At 70.4% G+C, this 15,661-nt stretch carries 13 protein-coding genes; 9 read left to right on the top strand and 4 right to left on the bottom strand.

The window, feature by feature from the left end:
- Positions 1-14: 14 nt before the first annotated feature.
- On the bottom strand, positions 15-755 hold the full coding sequence (locus WMF45_RS48210) for an SDR family oxidoreductase (RefSeq protein WP_437713819.1): 741 nt from the start codon (positions 753-755) through the stop codon (positions 15-17).
- Between the two features lie 121 nt (positions 756-876).
- Here WMF45_RS48210 and WMF45_RS48205 point away from each other — a divergent pair, with 121 nt between their 5' ends.
- Complete coding sequence (locus WMF45_RS48205; RefSeq protein ID WP_437713818.1) at positions 877-1,740, top strand: hypothetical protein; 864 nt, start codon at positions 877-879, stop codon at positions 1,738-1,740.
- Positions 1,741-1,775: 35 nt separating this feature from the next.
- Here the strand turns inward: WMF45_RS48205 and WMF45_RS48200 are convergent, their stop codons facing one another.
- From WMF45_RS48200 to WMF45_RS48190, 3 genes are all read right to left on the bottom strand, one after another.
- On the bottom strand, positions 1,776-2,321 hold the full coding sequence (locus WMF45_RS48200; RefSeq protein ID WP_437713816.1) for an HdeD family acid-resistance protein: 546 nt from the start codon (positions 2,319-2,321) through the stop codon (positions 1,776-1,778).
- A 252-nt stretch (positions 2,322-2,573) separates the two neighbouring features.
- Complete coding sequence (locus tag WMF45_RS48195) at positions 2,574-3,920, bottom strand: DUF1552 domain-containing protein (protein ID WP_437713814.1); 1,347 nt, start codon at positions 3,918-3,920, stop codon at positions 2,574-2,576.
- Positions 3,921-3,963: 43 nt separating this feature from the next.
- On the bottom strand, positions 3,964-5,664 hold the full coding sequence (locus WMF45_RS48190; protein ID WP_437713812.1) for a DUF1592 domain-containing protein: 1,701 nt from the start codon (positions 5,662-5,664) through the stop codon (positions 3,964-3,966).
- A 503-nt stretch (positions 5,665-6,167) separates the two neighbouring features.
- Between WMF45_RS48190 and WMF45_RS48185 the strand changes: the two genes are divergently transcribed.
- The 8 genes from WMF45_RS48185 to WMF45_RS48150 all read left to right on the top strand — a co-directional run bounded on the left by WMF45_RS48185 (position 6,168) and on the right by WMF45_RS48150 (position 15,556).
- Positions 6,168-8,429: a bifunctional salicylyl-CoA 5-hydroxylase/oxidoreductase gene (locus WMF45_RS48185; RefSeq protein ID WP_437713810.1), complete on the top strand. Its 2,262-nt coding sequence runs from the start codon at positions 6,168-6,170 to the stop codon at positions 8,427-8,429.
- Between the two features lie 163 nt (positions 8,430-8,592).
- Positions 8,593-9,312: a MerR family transcriptional regulator gene (locus WMF45_RS48180; RefSeq protein ID WP_437713808.1), complete on the top strand. Its 720-nt coding sequence runs from the start codon at positions 8,593-8,595 to the stop codon at positions 9,310-9,312.
- A 363-nt stretch (positions 9,313-9,675) separates the two neighbouring features.
- A complete protein-coding gene (locus WMF45_RS48175) occupies positions 9,676-10,698 on the top strand; it encodes a YihY/virulence factor BrkB family protein (RefSeq protein WP_437713806.1) in 1,023 nt (340 codons plus the stop codon).
- Positions 10,699-10,761: 63 nt separating this feature from the next.
- Positions 10,762-11,100: a hypothetical protein gene (locus tag WMF45_RS48170; RefSeq protein WP_437713804.1), complete on the top strand. Its 339-nt coding sequence runs from the start codon at positions 10,762-10,764 to the stop codon at positions 11,098-11,100.
- Between the two features lie 93 nt (positions 11,101-11,193).
- On the top strand, positions 11,194-12,144 hold the full coding sequence (locus tag WMF45_RS48165) for a diacylglycerol/lipid kinase family protein (RefSeq protein ID WP_437713802.1): 951 nt from the start codon (positions 11,194-11,196) through the stop codon (positions 12,142-12,144).
- Between the two features lie 79 nt (positions 12,145-12,223).
- The gene (locus tag WMF45_RS48160) at positions 12,224-13,405 is read left to right on the top strand and encodes an AAA family ATPase (RefSeq protein ID WP_437713800.1); all 1,182 of its coding nucleotides are present in this window, start codon (positions 12,224-12,226) and stop codon (positions 13,403-13,405) included.
- Positions 13,402-14,103 (top strand): hypothetical protein, encoded by a 702-nt coding sequence (locus WMF45_RS48155; protein WP_437713799.1) that lies wholly within the window; start codon positions 13,402-13,404, stop codon positions 14,101-14,103. Before WMF45_RS48160 ends, WMF45_RS48155 begins: the two co-directional genes overlap by 4 nt.
- Before the next feature lie 157 nt (positions 14,104-14,260).
- Positions 14,261-15,556 (top strand): ketopantoate reductase family protein, encoded by a 1,296-nt coding sequence (locus WMF45_RS48150; protein WP_437713797.1) that lies wholly within the window; start codon positions 14,261-14,263, stop codon positions 15,554-15,556.
- Positions 15,557-15,661: the final 105 nt, after the last annotated feature.

Genomic DNA, 15,661 nt, shown 5'->3' with positions numbered 1-15,661 from the left:
GAGAAGGCGGCGCGTCACGCGACCGAGACGCCGCCGTCGACCGCGAGGATCTGGCCGGTGATGAAGTCGTTTTCGGCAAGGAACACAACGGCGCGGGCGACGTCTTCCGCCTCGCCGATGCGCTGGAGCGGGATGCGCTCGCGGAGGCGAGCGAGCGTGGCCTCGTCGTAGGAGGACGGCGGCAGCACCGTCCCGGGTGAGACGCCGTTCACGCGCACCTCCGGCGCCAGCCCCACGGCGAGGCCGCGGACCAGGTGCGCGAGCGCGGCCTTCGACACGGAGTACGGGATGTAATTTCTCCAGGGGCGCTCGGCGCTCACGCACACCATCGCGACGACGCTGCCACGGCAGGCGCGGAGCGCCGGGGCGAGCTCGAGCGTGAGCAGGTACGGCGCGGTCGCGTTGAGCGCCATGGCGTGATCCCACGCGTCGGCGGAGAGCTCGGCCGGCGGGACCCGGTCGAAGTTCGCCGCGTTGTGGACCAGCACGTCGAGCCGGCCAGACGACCAGTCGAGCACCGCGCGGGCGAGCGCGGCGAGCGCCCCCCGGTCGTGGAGGTCCGCCTGAAACGCGGCGGCGCGGCGGCCGAGGGAGCGCGCCTCGTCGGCGACGAGCTCCGCGCCGGCGGCGCTCGTGGCGTAGTGGACGGCCAGGTCGGCGCCTGCGGCCGCGAGCGCGCGGGCCGTCGCGGCGCCGAGGCGGGAGCCGGCGCCGGTCACGAGGGCGATACGGCCGGTCAGGGGAGCATGGGGCATGGGGAGCTGTGTAGTCGATGCAGGGCCCCGCGCGTCGAGTCGGTGGACTTCGCGACGTCGCGACGTCGCGCGCCGCCGTTTTTTTCGCCCACGCCGCGCGCCATGGCACGCTGGACCGGCTTTGCCGACGCCTCCGACACGCCGAGCAGCCGCACAGGAACGCTCCCTGGAGCCGCCGCGCCGCCTGCGCGCCCTCGCCGCGGCGCTGCTTTGCGCGGCTGGATGTAGAGAGCGGCTCGAGTCGATCGATCTGCCCAGCATCGGCCTGCCGGGCCTCGATCCGCCCGGCGCGAGCGCCCCCGCGGCGCCTGCGAGCGCCGCGCCGCGGGCCCCGAGCGCGCCGCGCGCCGCCGGGACAGCGAGCGCCGCGCCGCGCGCCGCCGCGCCGCGCGCCGCCGCGCCGGCGACCCGACCCGAGTGCGACGAGCTGCCGTCGGAGGAAGAGGAGCGGCGCGCGCAGCTGCCGCCCCTGACGGCGCTCGGGAAGGCCGTACCCACGGAGCCGTGGGCCCCGCCGCCGTACGAGGTGCTCCCGGGCGTGACGCTCCCGGCGAAGATCGCCGCCAAGGTCGAGCAGATCGACCAGGGCTACGCGCGACGCACGCGCGAGCACCTCGTGATCACGAGCGGGACACGCGACGCGAACCGCCAGGCCAGGGCGATGTTCACGAAGCTCAGGCTCGGCGAGGACCTCCTCCAGCTCTACCGCAACAAGGCGGCGGTCCAGGAGATCAAGAAGGCTTATCAGGCGAACTCCCGCAAGCCGCCGGAGCAGGTGGTGGCCGCCATGGAGGCCGTGATCCAGGACCAGATCGACCGGGGAATCTACGTCTCCGCGCACCTGCGCAAAGGCGCCGTCGACGTGCGCAACAGGACCATGTCGCCCAAGGAAAAGCGCGCGTTCCTCGAGAGCACCGCGGAGGTTGGGGGCGTCCTGGTGCTCGAGGAGACGACGCCCGCGCACTACCACCTGCAGATCGATTGACGGGCGCGCTCCGCGCCATGGCGCCCCGCCGGGCGTCAGCGCATGTGCAGCGGCGCGACCACGCTCGGCACGCGGCGCAGGCGCAGCGAGAGCCCGATGAGCATCGCCCCCTCGGCGATCGCGAACGCTCCGATGAACCAGACGAGCGCCAGCACGCCGGCCGCCGGGAGCGCCACCATCATGACGCCGAAGATCACGAAGACGGCGCCGCTCAGCCCGAGCCAGATCTCGTTGGCGATCACGTGCCGGAGCTTCACCGCGCTGACGATCTTGAAGATGCCCATCACGATGGCCCACGCGGCGACCACGCCGTAGAGCGTGAGCGCTGTGATCATGGGCCGCCAGAACGTCAGCACCGCGATCCCGACGCCGAAGATGCCCTCGACCACGGAATACACGCCGCCGCGGCCGCTGATCGCGGACGCGAACGCGGCGCAGCCGTCGAACAACGCCCACACGCCGAACAGCAGCACGAGCGTGGCGAGCGATGGGATCGGCCACACGAAGAACAAGATCCCGAAGAGGATCCCGACCACGCCCCTCAGGGCCAGCAACCACCAATACCGTCCCAGCGATTCCATGCCTCACCCCCTTCTCTGGCATCCACGTCGCTCACATCCGGCGGACGCGGGCGGCCTGAGCGCACGGCGCGTCCGCCGCTCGCGCGCGGAGAGCTGTGCCGCTCATGCCCGCACGTCGTCCCACTGCCCGGGCTGGATGCACGTCCCCTGCCCGACCGCGGCGAGCGAGCTGCTCAGCAGCCGCGGGCAGGCGGGCCCATCGAAGGTCGAGCGCTGGTAGGTGTCACGCGCAGGCCTCGCGGCGCGCGAGGCTCACAGGCCGGCGATCGGCCCGCCCGCCGGGTCGCCGTACTCCGACAGCTCGACCCCGAAGTAGTTGATGATGGAGCAATGGAGCGCGCCGGTCGGGGGCTTGCTGGCCTTGATGGCGCGGCCTGTCTGGAACCCCCCAACGTGGCCGGCGAGCATGATGGGCATGTTGGTCCGACCGTGGGAGTCCCCGTCGCCGTTCTCTGACGTGTAGAGCACGAGCGACTCGTCGAGCAGGGTGCCTGTCGCCGTCTGGGCGGCCTTCATCGCGTTGAGCAGGTAGGCGAAGCGGCGCACCTTGAACCGCGAGGTCTGGACGACGCGGGCGTTCGCGATGCGCATCGCCTCCGCCTGCGGCAGCCCGTCGAGATCGGTCGCGCGGTCGCGATCGCCGAGCTTGTGCGAGATGAAGTGATCGCTCCAGTCCCCCACGCCGTCGGGCAGATCGTACCCGGCGAAGTCGAGGCCCCAGCTGTTCGAGTACTGCAGGACGAGCACCCGCGTCAGGTCGCAGGTGAGGGCGAGGAGCCCGAGATCGATCATCTGCTTGAACTTGCCGTGCAAGCTCTGCCCCTTCGTGGGCGCGCCGGGGACGGTGCAGCCCGACGGCGTCGTGGACTGGATCTGCTTCTCCAGCTCGAACACCGACTCGAGGTGCTGCTCGACGCGCGCCCGGTCCGCCGCGCCGAGGCGCAGGTTCAGGCGCCTCGCGTCCTCTCGCACCCAGTCGAGGACGCTGGCGCGGCGGCGCCGGATGTCGTCCATCTCCTCGCTGGGATTGCCCAGGTTGCTGAAGAGCGTGTCGAACACCTTCGCCGGATCGCGGAAGGCGTCCTCGACCTGACCGCCGTCCCTGAACGAGATGAAGCCCTGCGTGACCGCCGTGTCGCCCGTGGGAGACAGGTTGAGGTTGCGGAACGGGGTCTCGGCCGCGATGTGGTTGGCGAGGTACTGGTCGAGCGTGGCCTTGCGCGGGACGGCTGTCCCGCCGCCGTCGGTGTGGGCGCACAGCGCCATGGCCGGGCTGTGGATGTCGGAGCAGATCCGCTGGTGGTCGACGCCGGACACCAGGGTGACGTCGCGCCAGATCGCGTCTCCCGCCGGCCACTCGCGCTCGGCATCGAAGCCGTTCGTGTCGACGAGGCACGGAGGCAGCCCCTCCGCCGAGAGCGGCCCCTCCGTCTTCGGGTGCCACGCCCCGGGATCCGTGCCGTTCGGGACGAAGAACGCCACGAAGCGCTTCGGATCCGCCGGCGCGGCGCTGGCGCGCTGGGGCCGCATCACGTCGAGGAACGGCAGGGCGACCGCGACACCCGCCCCGCGGAGCAGAGCTCTTCTCGAGATCTTCACTGGCGACACTCCTCTTCCGTCGGTCGAACCGTGTGCGAGCACATCACTCTGGCGCCCTCCGCAGCCGGAACTCCGGCGAGCGCACGATGGCGGTCAGGAAGGAGCGGAACCGGTTGCCGTCCTGCGTGAAGCTGCCCGCGGAGGCGTCGATCGCGCAGCGGTCCTCGGCCGCCGGCTCGCGCCCCTGGGTGTAGATGAACAGCTTCTCCGCGACGCAGGCGGCCAGATCTGGGCTCCGCCGCAGCTCCGCCGCCAGGGCAGCGAGCGAGTCGAACGACTCGTTGGCCGCGCCCTCCAGGCGCGGCTCCAGCCCGAACTCGTCGATACCGATGCTCCCATCGTACTTCCCCAGCTTGTCGTACTGGGCAAAGCCGACGCCGATAGGATCGATGAGCGCATGGCAGCCGGCGCACCCTTCCTGGGTGTTGCGCTTCTGGAGCACCTCGAGATAGGTCAGGCCGGAGAGCTCGCTCTCCAGCTGCTCGAGGAGCCCCGCGGGGATCGAGATCTTCTCGCAGAGGAAGGCCGCCCGGAGCCACTGGCCGCGCACGGCGATGAGATCACCGTCGTTCTTGGCGCTGATGAGGCTCGCGTGCGTGAGCAGCCCGGTGTTCGCCCGGTGGTGGCCGGCAGGGAACTCGACGCGGCTCACGCCGTCCCCCGGCACCTCGAGGCCGTAGAACTTGCCGAGCGCGGGGGTGACATACGTGTGGTTCGCGGTGAGCGCGTCGAAGAAGTCGATGTCTGGGGTGAACGCGTGCTCCCCGAGGACGAGCTCGCTCTCGGCGATCATGTCCTCGAGCAGGGCGGGCGTGAACGACGCGTCCGGGTTGACCGGCGCGCGGAGCTGCTCGAAGGTCAGCCACTGCTTGAAGAAGGCGTTGAAGAAGACCTGCGTCCGCTCGTCTTCGACCATCTCCTCCGCGACAGCGCGGAGGCCCTCGTCGCTGTCGAGCTCGCCGGACTCGGCCCGCTCGAGCAGCGCTGCGCTCGGGGACCGGCCCCACAGCGTGAACGACAGCCGCGACGCGAGCTCGAGCGGCGTCAAGGTCGACGTCTCCGAGCCGGCCGAGCCGACCTCGATCCTGAACAGGAAGCTGGGCGAGGTCAGCAGCGCCTCGATGACGAAGCGGAACGCGTCCTCCCTGTCCCGCGCGACCTCGCTCGCCCGCGCGACCAGATCGCTCGCCTCCTCGGAGGAGAGCGGCCTTCGATACGCCAGCTTGCCGAAGCGCTGTACGAAGCGATCGAGGCAATCGTCGGCCTCCGGCTCGCAGCCGAGCACCGCTGTCCGGCGCGCCTCGTCCGCCATGAGCTCCTGCCCGAGCGTCTCCGCGATCGCCAGGTAGGCGCGCAGGTGCTGATCCGACACGTTCTGGAGGGCGGCGATCGTCCGGAAGCCGCCCTGGCCGGTGTCCTCGGGGATGCTGTCCACGGCGGGCGGCTCGTCGAGCTGGAACAGGTCCTGAAGGGTCAGCTGGACCTCGACCCTGGACAGACGGCGCAGCACGCCGGGGCTCGTTCGGGCCTCTCTGCAGTCGTACGCGGCCGGCTTCCCGGTGGCCGGATCGATGGGCCTGTCGTCGTTGGAGCTGCCCGAGCTGCCCGGGCTCCCATCGCCGAGCTGCCCGGTGCAGGCAGCCGCCGTCAGGCCGACGAGCCCCATCGCGAACATGCCCGCCGCGATGGAACGGCGGAGAAACAGTACCGATCGCTCGGTGTCGGGCGGCGCTGTCTTGCTCATGGAGTGACCAGCCGTTCGGGTGGAATTCACCTGGCCCATGCCGAGGCGCGCCCCGGCGATAAGCCGCATCGTGGCTAAGGAGAATATTTGAAGCAGAGCGGTACGTGCGCCCCGGCGTCACCTCGGGGCTCGGTCTATATTCCCGGCGATCGCTCTTCTGATCCAGGCTTACCCTACTTCCGCTTGCCGACCAACCCCTTCGTCGGTCGCCCGGAGGCGCTCATGCAGAGGCATTCAGAGCGGAAGCAGCATTCCCTCGAATTTTCCAGATCGGGTGTGGTGATCGTCTTTGACGACCGCATCGCCGGCTGCCTGCGCGAACCGGGGTGACGGCGCGGACTGCCGCGCTCGATCGCGCGATGATGCGAACCAGCTCGTGCGCGTCCCGGGAATCCCGTTCTTCGCTCCTGTCCACCTTTGATTTCCACCGGAGCGGCGCTGACCTCGGCGTTCTCGTGTAGGCTCCGGCGCGGGCGCAGACGCGAGAGCAGAGGAGCAGGGCGTTGAGGATCACATGCGTGGGCGGCGGGCCGGCGGGCCTCTATTTCGCCCTCCTGGCGAAGCAGGCAGACCCCCGGCGCGAGGTCGTCGTGGTGGAGCGGAATCGGCCCGATGACACCTTCGGCTTCGGGGTCGTGTTCTCGGACGCGACGCTCGACGGCCTCGCCGACGCGGATCGCCCGAGCTACGACGCGATCCGGAGCAGCCTCGCCCACTGGGACGAGCTCCACGCGCACTTCGGCGGGCGCGTCCTCGTGTCGAGGGGGCACGGGTTCAGCGGCCTCTCGCGCCGGAAGCTGCTCGCGATCCTGGGGGACCGGGCGCGGGAGCTCGGCGTCGTCCTGCGCTTCGAGGAAGAGGTGACGGACCCGGCGGAGGCCGTCGCCGAGAGCGATCTGGTCGTCGCGGCCGACGGGGTGAACAGCCAGATCCGCGAGCGGTTCGCCGACCGGTTCGGGCCGCGCATCGACGTCCGCCCGAACCGGTTCGTGTGGCTCGGCACGACGTTCCCGTTCGACGCCTTCACCTTCTACTTCGAGGAGAACCGCCACGGCCTCTTCCGGGTCCACGCGTACCGCTACGAGCCGGAGCGCTCGACCTTCATCGTGGAGTGCCGGGAGGAGACCTTCCGGCGCGCGGGCCTCGATCGCGCCGGCGAGGACGAGACGATCGCGTACTTCGAGGAGCTCTTCGCCGAGAAGCTCCAGGGACACCGGCTGCTGAAGAACCGGAGCGTCTGGCGGAGCTTCCCCACGGTGCACAACGAGCGCTGGAGCGCGGGCAACGTGGTGCTGCTCGGGGACGCCGCGCACACGGCGCACTTCTCGATCGGCTCGGGGACGAAGCTCGCGCTCGAGGACGCGATCGCGCTCGTCGACAGCCTCCAGCGGCACCGGGGCGTGCCCGAGGCGCTCGCCGCCTACGAGGCGGAGCGCAAGCCCAAGGTGCTCGCGCTCCAGCGGGCCGCGCAGGTGAGCCTGCTGTGGTTCGAGAACACCGAGCGCTACATGGCGCTCGACCCGGTGGAGTTCATGTTCAGCCTGCTGACGCGGAGCCTGCGGGTGACGCACGAGGGCCTGAAGGCGCGCGACCCGGCGTTCGTGCGCGAGATCGACGCGCACGTGGCGCACAAGGCGGAAGCGCAGGCGGGGGCGCGCCTCCTCGCCGGGGATGGGGCGCCGCCGCCGCCGATGTTCACGCCGTTCCGGCTGCGATCGCTCGTGCTGGAGAACCGGGTCGTCGTGTCGCCCATGTGCCAGTACTCGGCCGAGGACGGGCAGATCGACGACTGGCACCTCGTCCACCTCGGCAGCCGGGCGCTCGGAGGCGCGGGGCTCGTCATCACGGAGATGACCGACGTCAGCGCGGAAGCGCGCATCACGCCGGGCTGCGCGGGGCTCTATCGCCCCGACCACGTCGAGGGGTGGCGGCGCGTCGTCGACTTCGTCCACGCGCGCTCCCGGGCCAAGATCGGCGTCCAGCTGGCCCACGCCGGGCGCAAGGGCGCGACGAAGCTGCTCTGGGAGGGCATGGATGTGCCGCTCGAACGGGGCGCCTGGCCGCTGCTCAGCGCCTCCGCCATCCCGTACCTGGCGGAGAGCCAGGTCCCCAAGGCGATGGATCGCGGGGACATGGACCAGGTGACCTCGGACTTCGTGCAGGCGGCGAGGCGGGCGGACGAGGCCGGGTTCGACCTGATCGAGCTCCACTGCGCGCACGGCTACCTGCTCGCGAGCTTCATCTCGCCGCTCACGAACAGGCGCGACGACGCGTACGGCGGTCCTATCGAGAGCCGGATGCGCTACCCGCTGGAGGTGTTCGACGCGGTGCGGGCCGCGTGGCCGGCGGAGAAGCCCATGAGCGTGCGCATCTCCGCCACCGACTGGGCGCCTGGCGGGCTCACGACGGACGATCTGATCGCCCTCTCGACGATGCTGCGCGAGCACGGCGCCGACATCATCCACGTCTCGGCAGGACAGACGGACCCGTCCAGCAAACCCGAGCATGGCAGGCTGTTCCAGACGCCGCTCTCGGAGCTCGTGCGGCTGGAAGCCAGCGTGCCGACGATCACGGTGGGCAACATCCAGAGCTACGCGGACGTGAACAGCATCGTCGCGGCCGGGAGAGCCGACCTGTGCGCGCTCGCGCGGGCGCACCTCTACGACCCGTACTGGACCCGGCACGCCGCCGCGGAGCAGGGCTTCGACATCGACTGGCCACCTCAGTACAGGTCGGTCGAGAGATACACGCTCCGCATGCGGTGACGCTGCGCGGGGCGAGGGAGAGGTCTGTCCCACCCGGGGCGCTCCGCGCGGCGCCCCGGTCGAGCGAAAAAAGTGAAGGCGGGCCCTTGATCCTCACGCTACGTGAGGACCTAGCCTCCGGGGCATGGACGTCCTCACCCGCCCTGGAAACAGGGGTAGCGCCATGCGTTCAGCACCGTTGAAAGTCGGCGATCTCGCCCGGCAGACCGGCCTCTCCGTCCGCACGCTCCACTATTACGAGGAGATCGGCCTGCTCGTCCCGTCGCATCGCACCGCGTCGGGGCACCGGATGTACTCGGCGGGCGACGTCGCCCGGCTCCAGCAGATCAAGTCGTTGCGCGAGCTCGGCTTCAACCTGGAGCAGATCGCCGCGTGCCTGGACCAGCCGGGGTTCTCTCCGCTCCAGACCATCGAGCTCCACCTGTCGCGGCTGCGCGAGCAGATCGCGCTGGAGCAGCGGCTCTGCGCGCGGCTCGAGGGCCTGGCCCACGTCCTGCGGTCGGGAGAGGACGTCTCTGTGGAGCAGCTCCTTCAAACCATCGAGGTGATGACCATGAGCGAGAAATATTACACCCCAGAGCAGCTCGAGGAGCTCAAGCAGCGCGCAGAGGCGATGGGCCCCGAGAAGATGCGTGAGGCCGAGTCGGCGTGGAAGCAGATCTACGACGACATGCGGGCGCAGATGCAGAAGGGCGAAGACCCGAAGAGCGAGCCGGTGCAGCAGATCGTGAAGCGCATGCGGGAGCTCATCGACGCGTTCACGGGGAAGAACCCCGGTATCGAGAGGGCGCTCAACACGATGTACCGGGAGGATCCCTCGGTGAGGACGCAACACGGGAATGATCCGGAGCTGCACGAGTTCATCGGCAAGGCGATGAGCTAGCTCGCGGCGCAGGCAGGCCGCCGGCGGAGCGCCCGGCCGCGCGGGGCGGAGCGCCCCCCCGCTGGCGGCGGGGCGCCCACGCCGGCGGCGCCGGAGGTCCCGGCGCGAGCGCCCGGCCAGGTGGCCTCGGGCGCTCGCGCCGTGGCCGTTCTGCCGTGTGGGGCAATTCGCGCCACACGCGAGGATCGAGCCGCCTCTGCGCTCGGCCGGGGGCCCGCGCGAGAAAATCGCCGACCTGTCCGGGGAGCTGCAGCCGCAGGCCTGGCACCCGCGTTGCTTTTCATGACAGCGTACAGCGCCTCCAGCGCCAGCCGCCCCAGGAAGAACCCAGCAGCGCTCCATGCGCCCCACGGAAGGTCCATCATGCACCTGCCCGGAAGAGAGATCCCCTGGAAGGATTTCCTGAACGACATCAAGCAGGAATGTATCAAGGACAAGATCGACACCGTCGCTGCGTCGCTGGCGTTCTTCGGTGTCCTCGCGATCTTCCCGTTCCTGCTCTTCGCTGTCGCCCTCGCCGGCCTGGTCATCGATCCTGCCGAGTCCGCGCAGCTGATGGGCGAATTGTACCAGGTGGCCCCGCCCGCCGTGGCCACCATCCTGGGCGAGCGCCTTCAGGCGCTCACTGGGGGCCAGAGCCCGGCGCTCCTGACCGTCGGCGCCCTCGGCGCGGTCTGGGCCGCCTCGGGAGGCGTCACCGCGCTGATGGACGCGCTCAACTCCGCCTACGGCGTCGAGGACAGCCGGTCGTACCTCAAGCGCCGCGGCATCGCCCTGCTGGTCACGATCGGCGGCGCCGTCCTGCTGACGGTCGCCTCGGCGATCGCGGTCGCCACGCCGGCGCTCGCCGCGCACCTCGGCCCCTTCGCGACGCCTGTCCTCTGGCTGCGCATGCCGGTGTCGGCGCTCATCGTGATGGCGGTCCTGGCAACCCTCTATTACTTGCTCCCCGACGTAGAGCAGAAGTTCAAGTTCATCACCCCGGGGTCGGTCGTGGCGGTCGTGATCTGGGTCATCGCGTCGCTCGGCTTCTCCTTTTACGTCAGCCGCTTCGGCAGCTACGAGGTGAGCTACGGCGCGCTGGGCGGCGTCATCATCCTCCTCCTCTGGATGTGGATCTCCTCGCTGGCGGTGCTGCTCGGGGCCGAGATCAACGCCATCATCGAGCACCGCTCGCCCGAGGGGAAGCGCGCGGGCGCCAAGGACGCCAGCGATACGGGGGCGGACCTGCCCAAGACCGCGAAGGAGGAGGCCCAGGGCGCCGCGCTACCGGCCGGCGCCGCGCGCGGCGAGCGAGGACCACGCGACGAGAGCTCGGGCAACGACGCCGCGCTCCCCCACCCCGTCGGCTCGCGCCGGTCGGAGCTCCATCGAGGGAGGGCGTAAGCGACGCGCCTTCACCGCCTGGCCCCGCGGAGCGGGCCTGTCTTTGCCACCGGAGCCACCTTCATGCCAACTCGACACCTCTCCTCCTCGCCATTGCTGCTCGTGCTGCTCGGCTCGCTCGCCGTGGGTTGCCGCGGCGCCCCGAGCGGCGCGCCCGTGGCAGCTCCGCCGGCCGACAGCGCGAAGGGCGCGGAGACGGGGAGCGTGCGGGGCCCGGAGGGCGAGCCGACCGGCGCCGGCGGCGCGCCGGGCGCGAGCAGCCCGCCAGGCTGCGGGACCGACAGCCCGATGCTCAAGTACGTCGGGCAGAGCCATGACGAGTGCGCACGGATCCGCTTCGTGTGCGAGCCCGGCTGGAGCTACTTCGCCGACGACTGCGGCTGCGGCTGCACGAAGCAGTGACCGCCGCCGAGCGCGCCGGGGCGTCGGCCCGCGGGGCTCGCGACAAAAACACCTCGCCCTGGGCGGCCTGCGGCATCTAGCATCGGTGCCCGCATGCGCCCCCTCCTCATCGTGAACCCCCGGTCCAGCGGCGGAAAGACGGGCAGGCTCTTCGACGAGATGCTGACGCCCATCCGCCGCATCCTCGGCGACGTCGACATCGTGCGCACGGATCGCCCGCGCCACGCCGTCGATCTCGCGCGCGAGGCCGCGCTCGGCGGGCGCGAGACGGTCGTGGCGGTCGGCGGGGACGGCAGCATCAGCGAGGTGGTGAACGGCCTCATGCAGGCGAGGGACCGGGGCGCCGCCGGCACGCGGCTCGGGATCATCGGCGCGGGCACCGGCAGCGATCTCTGCAAGACGCTGAAGCTCACCCGCCGGCTCGACAGCTTTTGCACCGCGATCGCGAGCGGCCACACGCGCCGGCTCGACGTGGGCCGCCTCTCGTACGAGACGCGCGACGGCCAGCGGGCCGACGCGTTCTTCGTCAACGTCCTCTCCGCGGGCATGAGCGGCGTCGTGGTCTCGCTGGTCAACGAGTCGTCGCGGGTGCTCGGCAACACGCTCGCCTACTCGCTCGCCTCGCTCCGGGGCCTCGTCCGCAGCCGCGTCGGCCGGGTGCGCTGCGTGACGACGCTGCGCGGGGAGCGCCGCGAGGAGGAGATCTCGACGCGCATGGTGGGCATCTGCAACGGCCGCTTCTTCGGCGCGGGCATGCAGCTCGCGCCGATGGCGAAGCTCGACGACGGCGTGTTCGACGTCATCGACCTGGGCGCCGCGCCCCACCTCCGCTTCGCGGCCGTGTCGACCGGCATGTACACGGGCTCGCACATCCGCCACCCGGACGTGCGCCACTTCCAGTGCGATAGCATCGAGCTCACGCTCCTGAACCGCGACGTCGAGCAGTCGTTCTTCCTCGACGTGGACGGCGAGCCGCTGGGGAAGCTGCCGATCAAGGTCACGCTGGAGCCGAAGGCGATCGAGGTGCTGGCGCCGGCGGATTGAGGGGGACCGCGAGGGGAGGCGCTGCGGTCGAGCCGGCAGGGCTAGCCGGAATGGGGCAGGCGCGTAGACTGGCCGCCGTATGAGGATCCTGACCTTCGAGTTTCAGAGCGCTGGGCGTGGCTGGACGCTCGAGCCGATGGTGCTCGATGCGTTCAACCTGCTGGTCGGCGTGTCCGGGGCGGGCAAGACGCGGATTGTCCGGGCGATCGAGCAGGTCCGCGCCGTGGCGCTCGGAGAGAAGGAAGAGGATGAGCTGATCGATGCAGTCCGCGGGGCCAGCTTCGCGATCGGCTTCGAGCACGAAGGGCTCACGTACCGCTGGGAAGCCGATCTGGAGCCGCGCGTCGGGCGAGGGGCAGAAGAGCACGGCGCGCTGCACGCCGAGGAGCCACCCCTCCTCCGAACCGAGCGCATCTTCCAGGGAGACCGGGCCATCGTGGAACGCTCGCCTGAGCGCTTCCTTCTGAATGGCCATGCACTCCCCAAGCTGGACCGGGCGCAGAGCGCAATTGCCGTCCTCAAGGAAGACCCGCAGATGGCTCCGCTTTACAAGGCCTTTTCGCGCTGTATTCCTCGATCAGCGCTCGAAACGTTGCCGAGCCATGGATTTACGACGGAGACTCACTTCGACAAGCGGCGGGGCAACTACCAATCCGCGGCAGATCTTGGCGCGGACTTCACGCTGCCGCTGCACCACAAGGCCGAGCTTCTCCAGGAGGTGTTTCCAGAGGCGTTCGCCGAGATAGAGGAGGCGTTCAGCGAAGCGTTTCCCACGGTCGAGAAGCTCAAGGTCCAGCGCTACTACCCTTTGGGCTCCGAGGCGAGCAAGGAGTTAGGGGGTAGCTACAACCTCGCGCTCACGGCAGCCGAGTCGGGCGTCGATAGCTGGATCTTCTTTTACGACATGTCCTCTGGCATGCAGCGTTACCTCTCCTTCCTTATCCACCTCTCGTTCGCTCCGCCTGGTACGGTGGTGCTCATCGACGAGCTGGAGTCGAGCCTTGGCGTCAACTGCCTGCCCGCAGTGACGCGCTTCCTGCTGAGCCGGGCGCCGTACCTCCAGCTCGTCCTGACCAGCCACCACCCCTACATCATCGAGCAAATCCCGCCGAGCCACTGGAAGATCGTCACCCGGAAGGGCAGTCGCGTGCGGGTCCTCGACGCCGAGAAAATCCCGGCGATGGCAGAGGAGCGCTCGCACCTCGACCGCTTCACGCGCCTCATCAACCTGCCGGAGTACGAGCACGGGGTCCAGGGATGAACCTCGTCCTCCTCGTGGAGGGTGCCGAGACCGAGCCGAGGGTCTACGAGGCATGGCTCCGACACCGGCTCCCCGCGCTGCGTCGCGTGCCCAACGTGGCCGACCTTATCGCCGACGGCTACGTCCTCGTGAGCGGCAAGGGCTATCCCTCGGTTTATCGCAGGATCGCCGGCCTCCTCCAGGACATCGAGACCAACGCCGGTCGCGTGCAGGAATTCTGGATCTGTATCGACTCGGACGAGGACACGTACGAGGCTCGCTACGCCGAGGTCCACCGCGCCGTGCAGGCCGAGCTCCAGGGCACCCGCATGGCGAGGACCAATCCCTCCCTCGAGATCCGCATCATCATCCAGCATTGCTGCATCGAGACCTGGTTTCTGGGGCACGACGGCTTCCTCCGCGCCGGCCCACAGTCACCCCAGCTCGTCGATTTCAAGCGCTTCCACGACGTGAGCACGGACGATCCCGAGCGGATGGGGACCTATCCGGGCTACGTCACCCGCGCCAGCTTCCACCTGGCGTATCTCAAGGCCATGCTCATCGAGCGCAGCCATCGCTACACGAAGCAGCGCCCAGGCGTGGTGATCGAGCCGTCGTACTTCGACGCGCTGCGGGCGCGTTGCGCGCGCACGGGACACATCCAGAGCTTCCGGCGACGGCTCTCGGCCTTCGAGACAGCTGGGGACGTGGGGCCGTAACGCCCATGCGAGCCGCCCCTCGAGCCACCGCCGCATCACCCGCGCCTCCCCCATGACGCGCTGCGGAAGCCGCCGTGGCTTCCGACACCCCTGCCCCCTTGTGCCGCTCCCCTCGAGCCCGTCGAGCCCGCGCGGCAGCGGTGGTAATGGATCTTTCATGAGCTTCATCGATTCACCTGCCGAGCTTGCCCCGGGTGCCTCCGTGGCCCCCGCTTCCTCCGCCCCCCGGCTGCTCGTCGTCGGCTGCGGCGGGATCGGCGGCATCGTCGCCGCGTACCTGTTCGAGCAGGGCCACGACGTCACTGCCTTCACGACGAACCCGCTCATCGCGGACGCCATCAACGCCGGCGGCTTCCGGGTGCGCGGCGAGACGAGCCCTGGAACGGTCGGGGGCCGCGCGGTGCGGGAGCTCGGCCCGGACACCCGACCCTTCGACTACATCCTCCTGGCGACGCAGCCGCCGCAGGTCGAGGAGGCCGCGCGGAACGCGGTCGCGCACCTCGCCCCGACGGGCGCCATGATCTGCCTCCAGAACGGCCTCTGCGAGGAGCGCATCGCGCGCATCGCCGGCCCGGAGCGCACCTTCGGGGGGATCGTCGCGTGGGGCGCCTCGATGGTGGAGCCCGGCGTCTACGACCGCACCTCGAGCGGCGGCTTCGTCCTCGGGCGGCTCGACGGGGCGAGCGACCCGCGCCTCGACGAGCTCGCGCGCATCCTCGAGGCGATCGGGCCGACGACCGTGACGGACAACCTCGCCGGCGCGCGCTGGTCGAAGCTCGCCATCAACTGCGCCATCTCGTCGCTCGGCACCGTCGGCGGCGATCGCCTGGGCGTGCTGCTCAGGCACCGCTTCGTCCGCCGCCTCGCGCTGGAGATCATGACCGAGACCGTGCAGGTCTCGCGCACGCTCGGCGTGCGCCTCGAGAAGGTCGCAGGGACGCTCGACCTCGACTGGATCGCGCTCACGGACGCCGAGCGCACCGCCGTGGGCTCGCCGGGGCTCTTCGCGAAGCACGCGCTGCTCCTCGCGGTGGGCGCGCGCTTCCGCCGCATGCGCTCCTCGATGCTCGCCGCCATCGAGCGAGGCCGCCCGCCGGCTGTCGACTTCCTGAACGGCGAGGTCGTCGAGCGCGGCGCGGCGCTCGGCATCGCGACGCCGATCAACGTCGCGATCCGCGAGGAGGTGCTCGCGATCGCGGCGGGCAAGCGCAAGCCGAGCCTCACGCTGCTGCGCGCGTTCTTCGACCGGACGCGCGAACTCGTGGGCGCGCCGTCGTCCATGCGGCCACCGCCGCCGGCGACGCCCGCCGAGCCGCCCGCGGCCGCGCCGCACGAGCCGCCCGCGGCTCCGCCGTACGAGCCGCCCACGACCGCAACGAACGCACAGGCGGACGCATCGGGCGAGCCGTCCATGCCAGCAGCGAACGTCCAGAGCGATCTCAGGGACGCGTAGACAGGCGCCGAGCAGCTCGGCGACAGAACACCGACAAGCGGACGAACAGCCGAAGGACACCGACACGTGTCCTGGCGCGCCTGGCTTCGTCGCGGATCGAGCTCA

This window comes from Sorangium sp. So ce448 (assembly GCF_051520915.1).
GTDB classification, from domain to species: Bacteria; Myxococcota_A; Polyangia; order Polyangiales; family Polyangiaceae; genus Sorangium; species Sorangium cellulosum_B.
This window is presented reverse-complemented; position numbering and strand designations above follow the sequence as displayed.

What these genes read in the sequence shown, in the direction of transcription:
- WMF45_RS48175 (WP_437713806.1), top strand. Translation starts at nt 9,676, where the DNA reads ATGCACCTGCCCGGAAGAGAGATCCCCTGGAAGGATTTCCTGAACGAC.
- WMF45_RS48150 (WP_437713797.1), top strand. Translation starts at nt 14,261, where the DNA reads ATGAGCTTCATCGATTCACCTGCCGAGCTTGCCCCGGGTGCCTCCGTG.
- WMF45_RS48200 (WP_437713816.1), bottom strand. Translation starts at nt 2,321, where the DNA reads ATGGAATCGCTGGGACGGTATTGGTGGTTGCTGGCCCTGAGGGGCGTG.
- WMF45_RS48190 (WP_437713812.1), bottom strand. Translation starts at nt 5,664, where the DNA reads ATGAGCAAGACAGCGCCGCCCGACACCGAGCGATCGGTACTGTTTCTC.
- WMF45_RS48165 (WP_437713802.1), top strand. Translation starts at nt 11,194, where the DNA reads ATGCGCCCCCTCCTCATCGTGAACCCCCGGTCCAGCGGCGGAAAGACG.
- WMF45_RS48160 (WP_437713800.1), top strand. Translation starts at nt 12,224, where the DNA reads ATGAGGATCCTGACCTTCGAGTTTCAGAGCGCTGGGCGTGGCTGGACG.
- WMF45_RS48155 (WP_437713799.1), top strand. Translation starts at nt 13,402, where the DNA reads ATGAACCTCGTCCTCCTCGTGGAGGGTGCCGAGACCGAGCCGAGGGTC.
- WMF45_RS48170 (WP_437713804.1), top strand. Translation starts at nt 10,762, where the DNA reads ATGCCAACTCGACACCTCTCCTCCTCGCCATTGCTGCTCGTGCTGCTC.
- WMF45_RS48180 (WP_437713808.1), top strand. Translation starts at nt 8,593, where the DNA reads ATGCGTTCAGCACCGTTGAAAGTCGGCGATCTCGCCCGGCAGACCGGC.
- WMF45_RS48210 (WP_437713819.1), bottom strand. Translation starts at nt 755, where the DNA reads ATGCCCCATGCTCCCCTGACCGGCCGTATCGCCCTCGTGACCGGCGCC.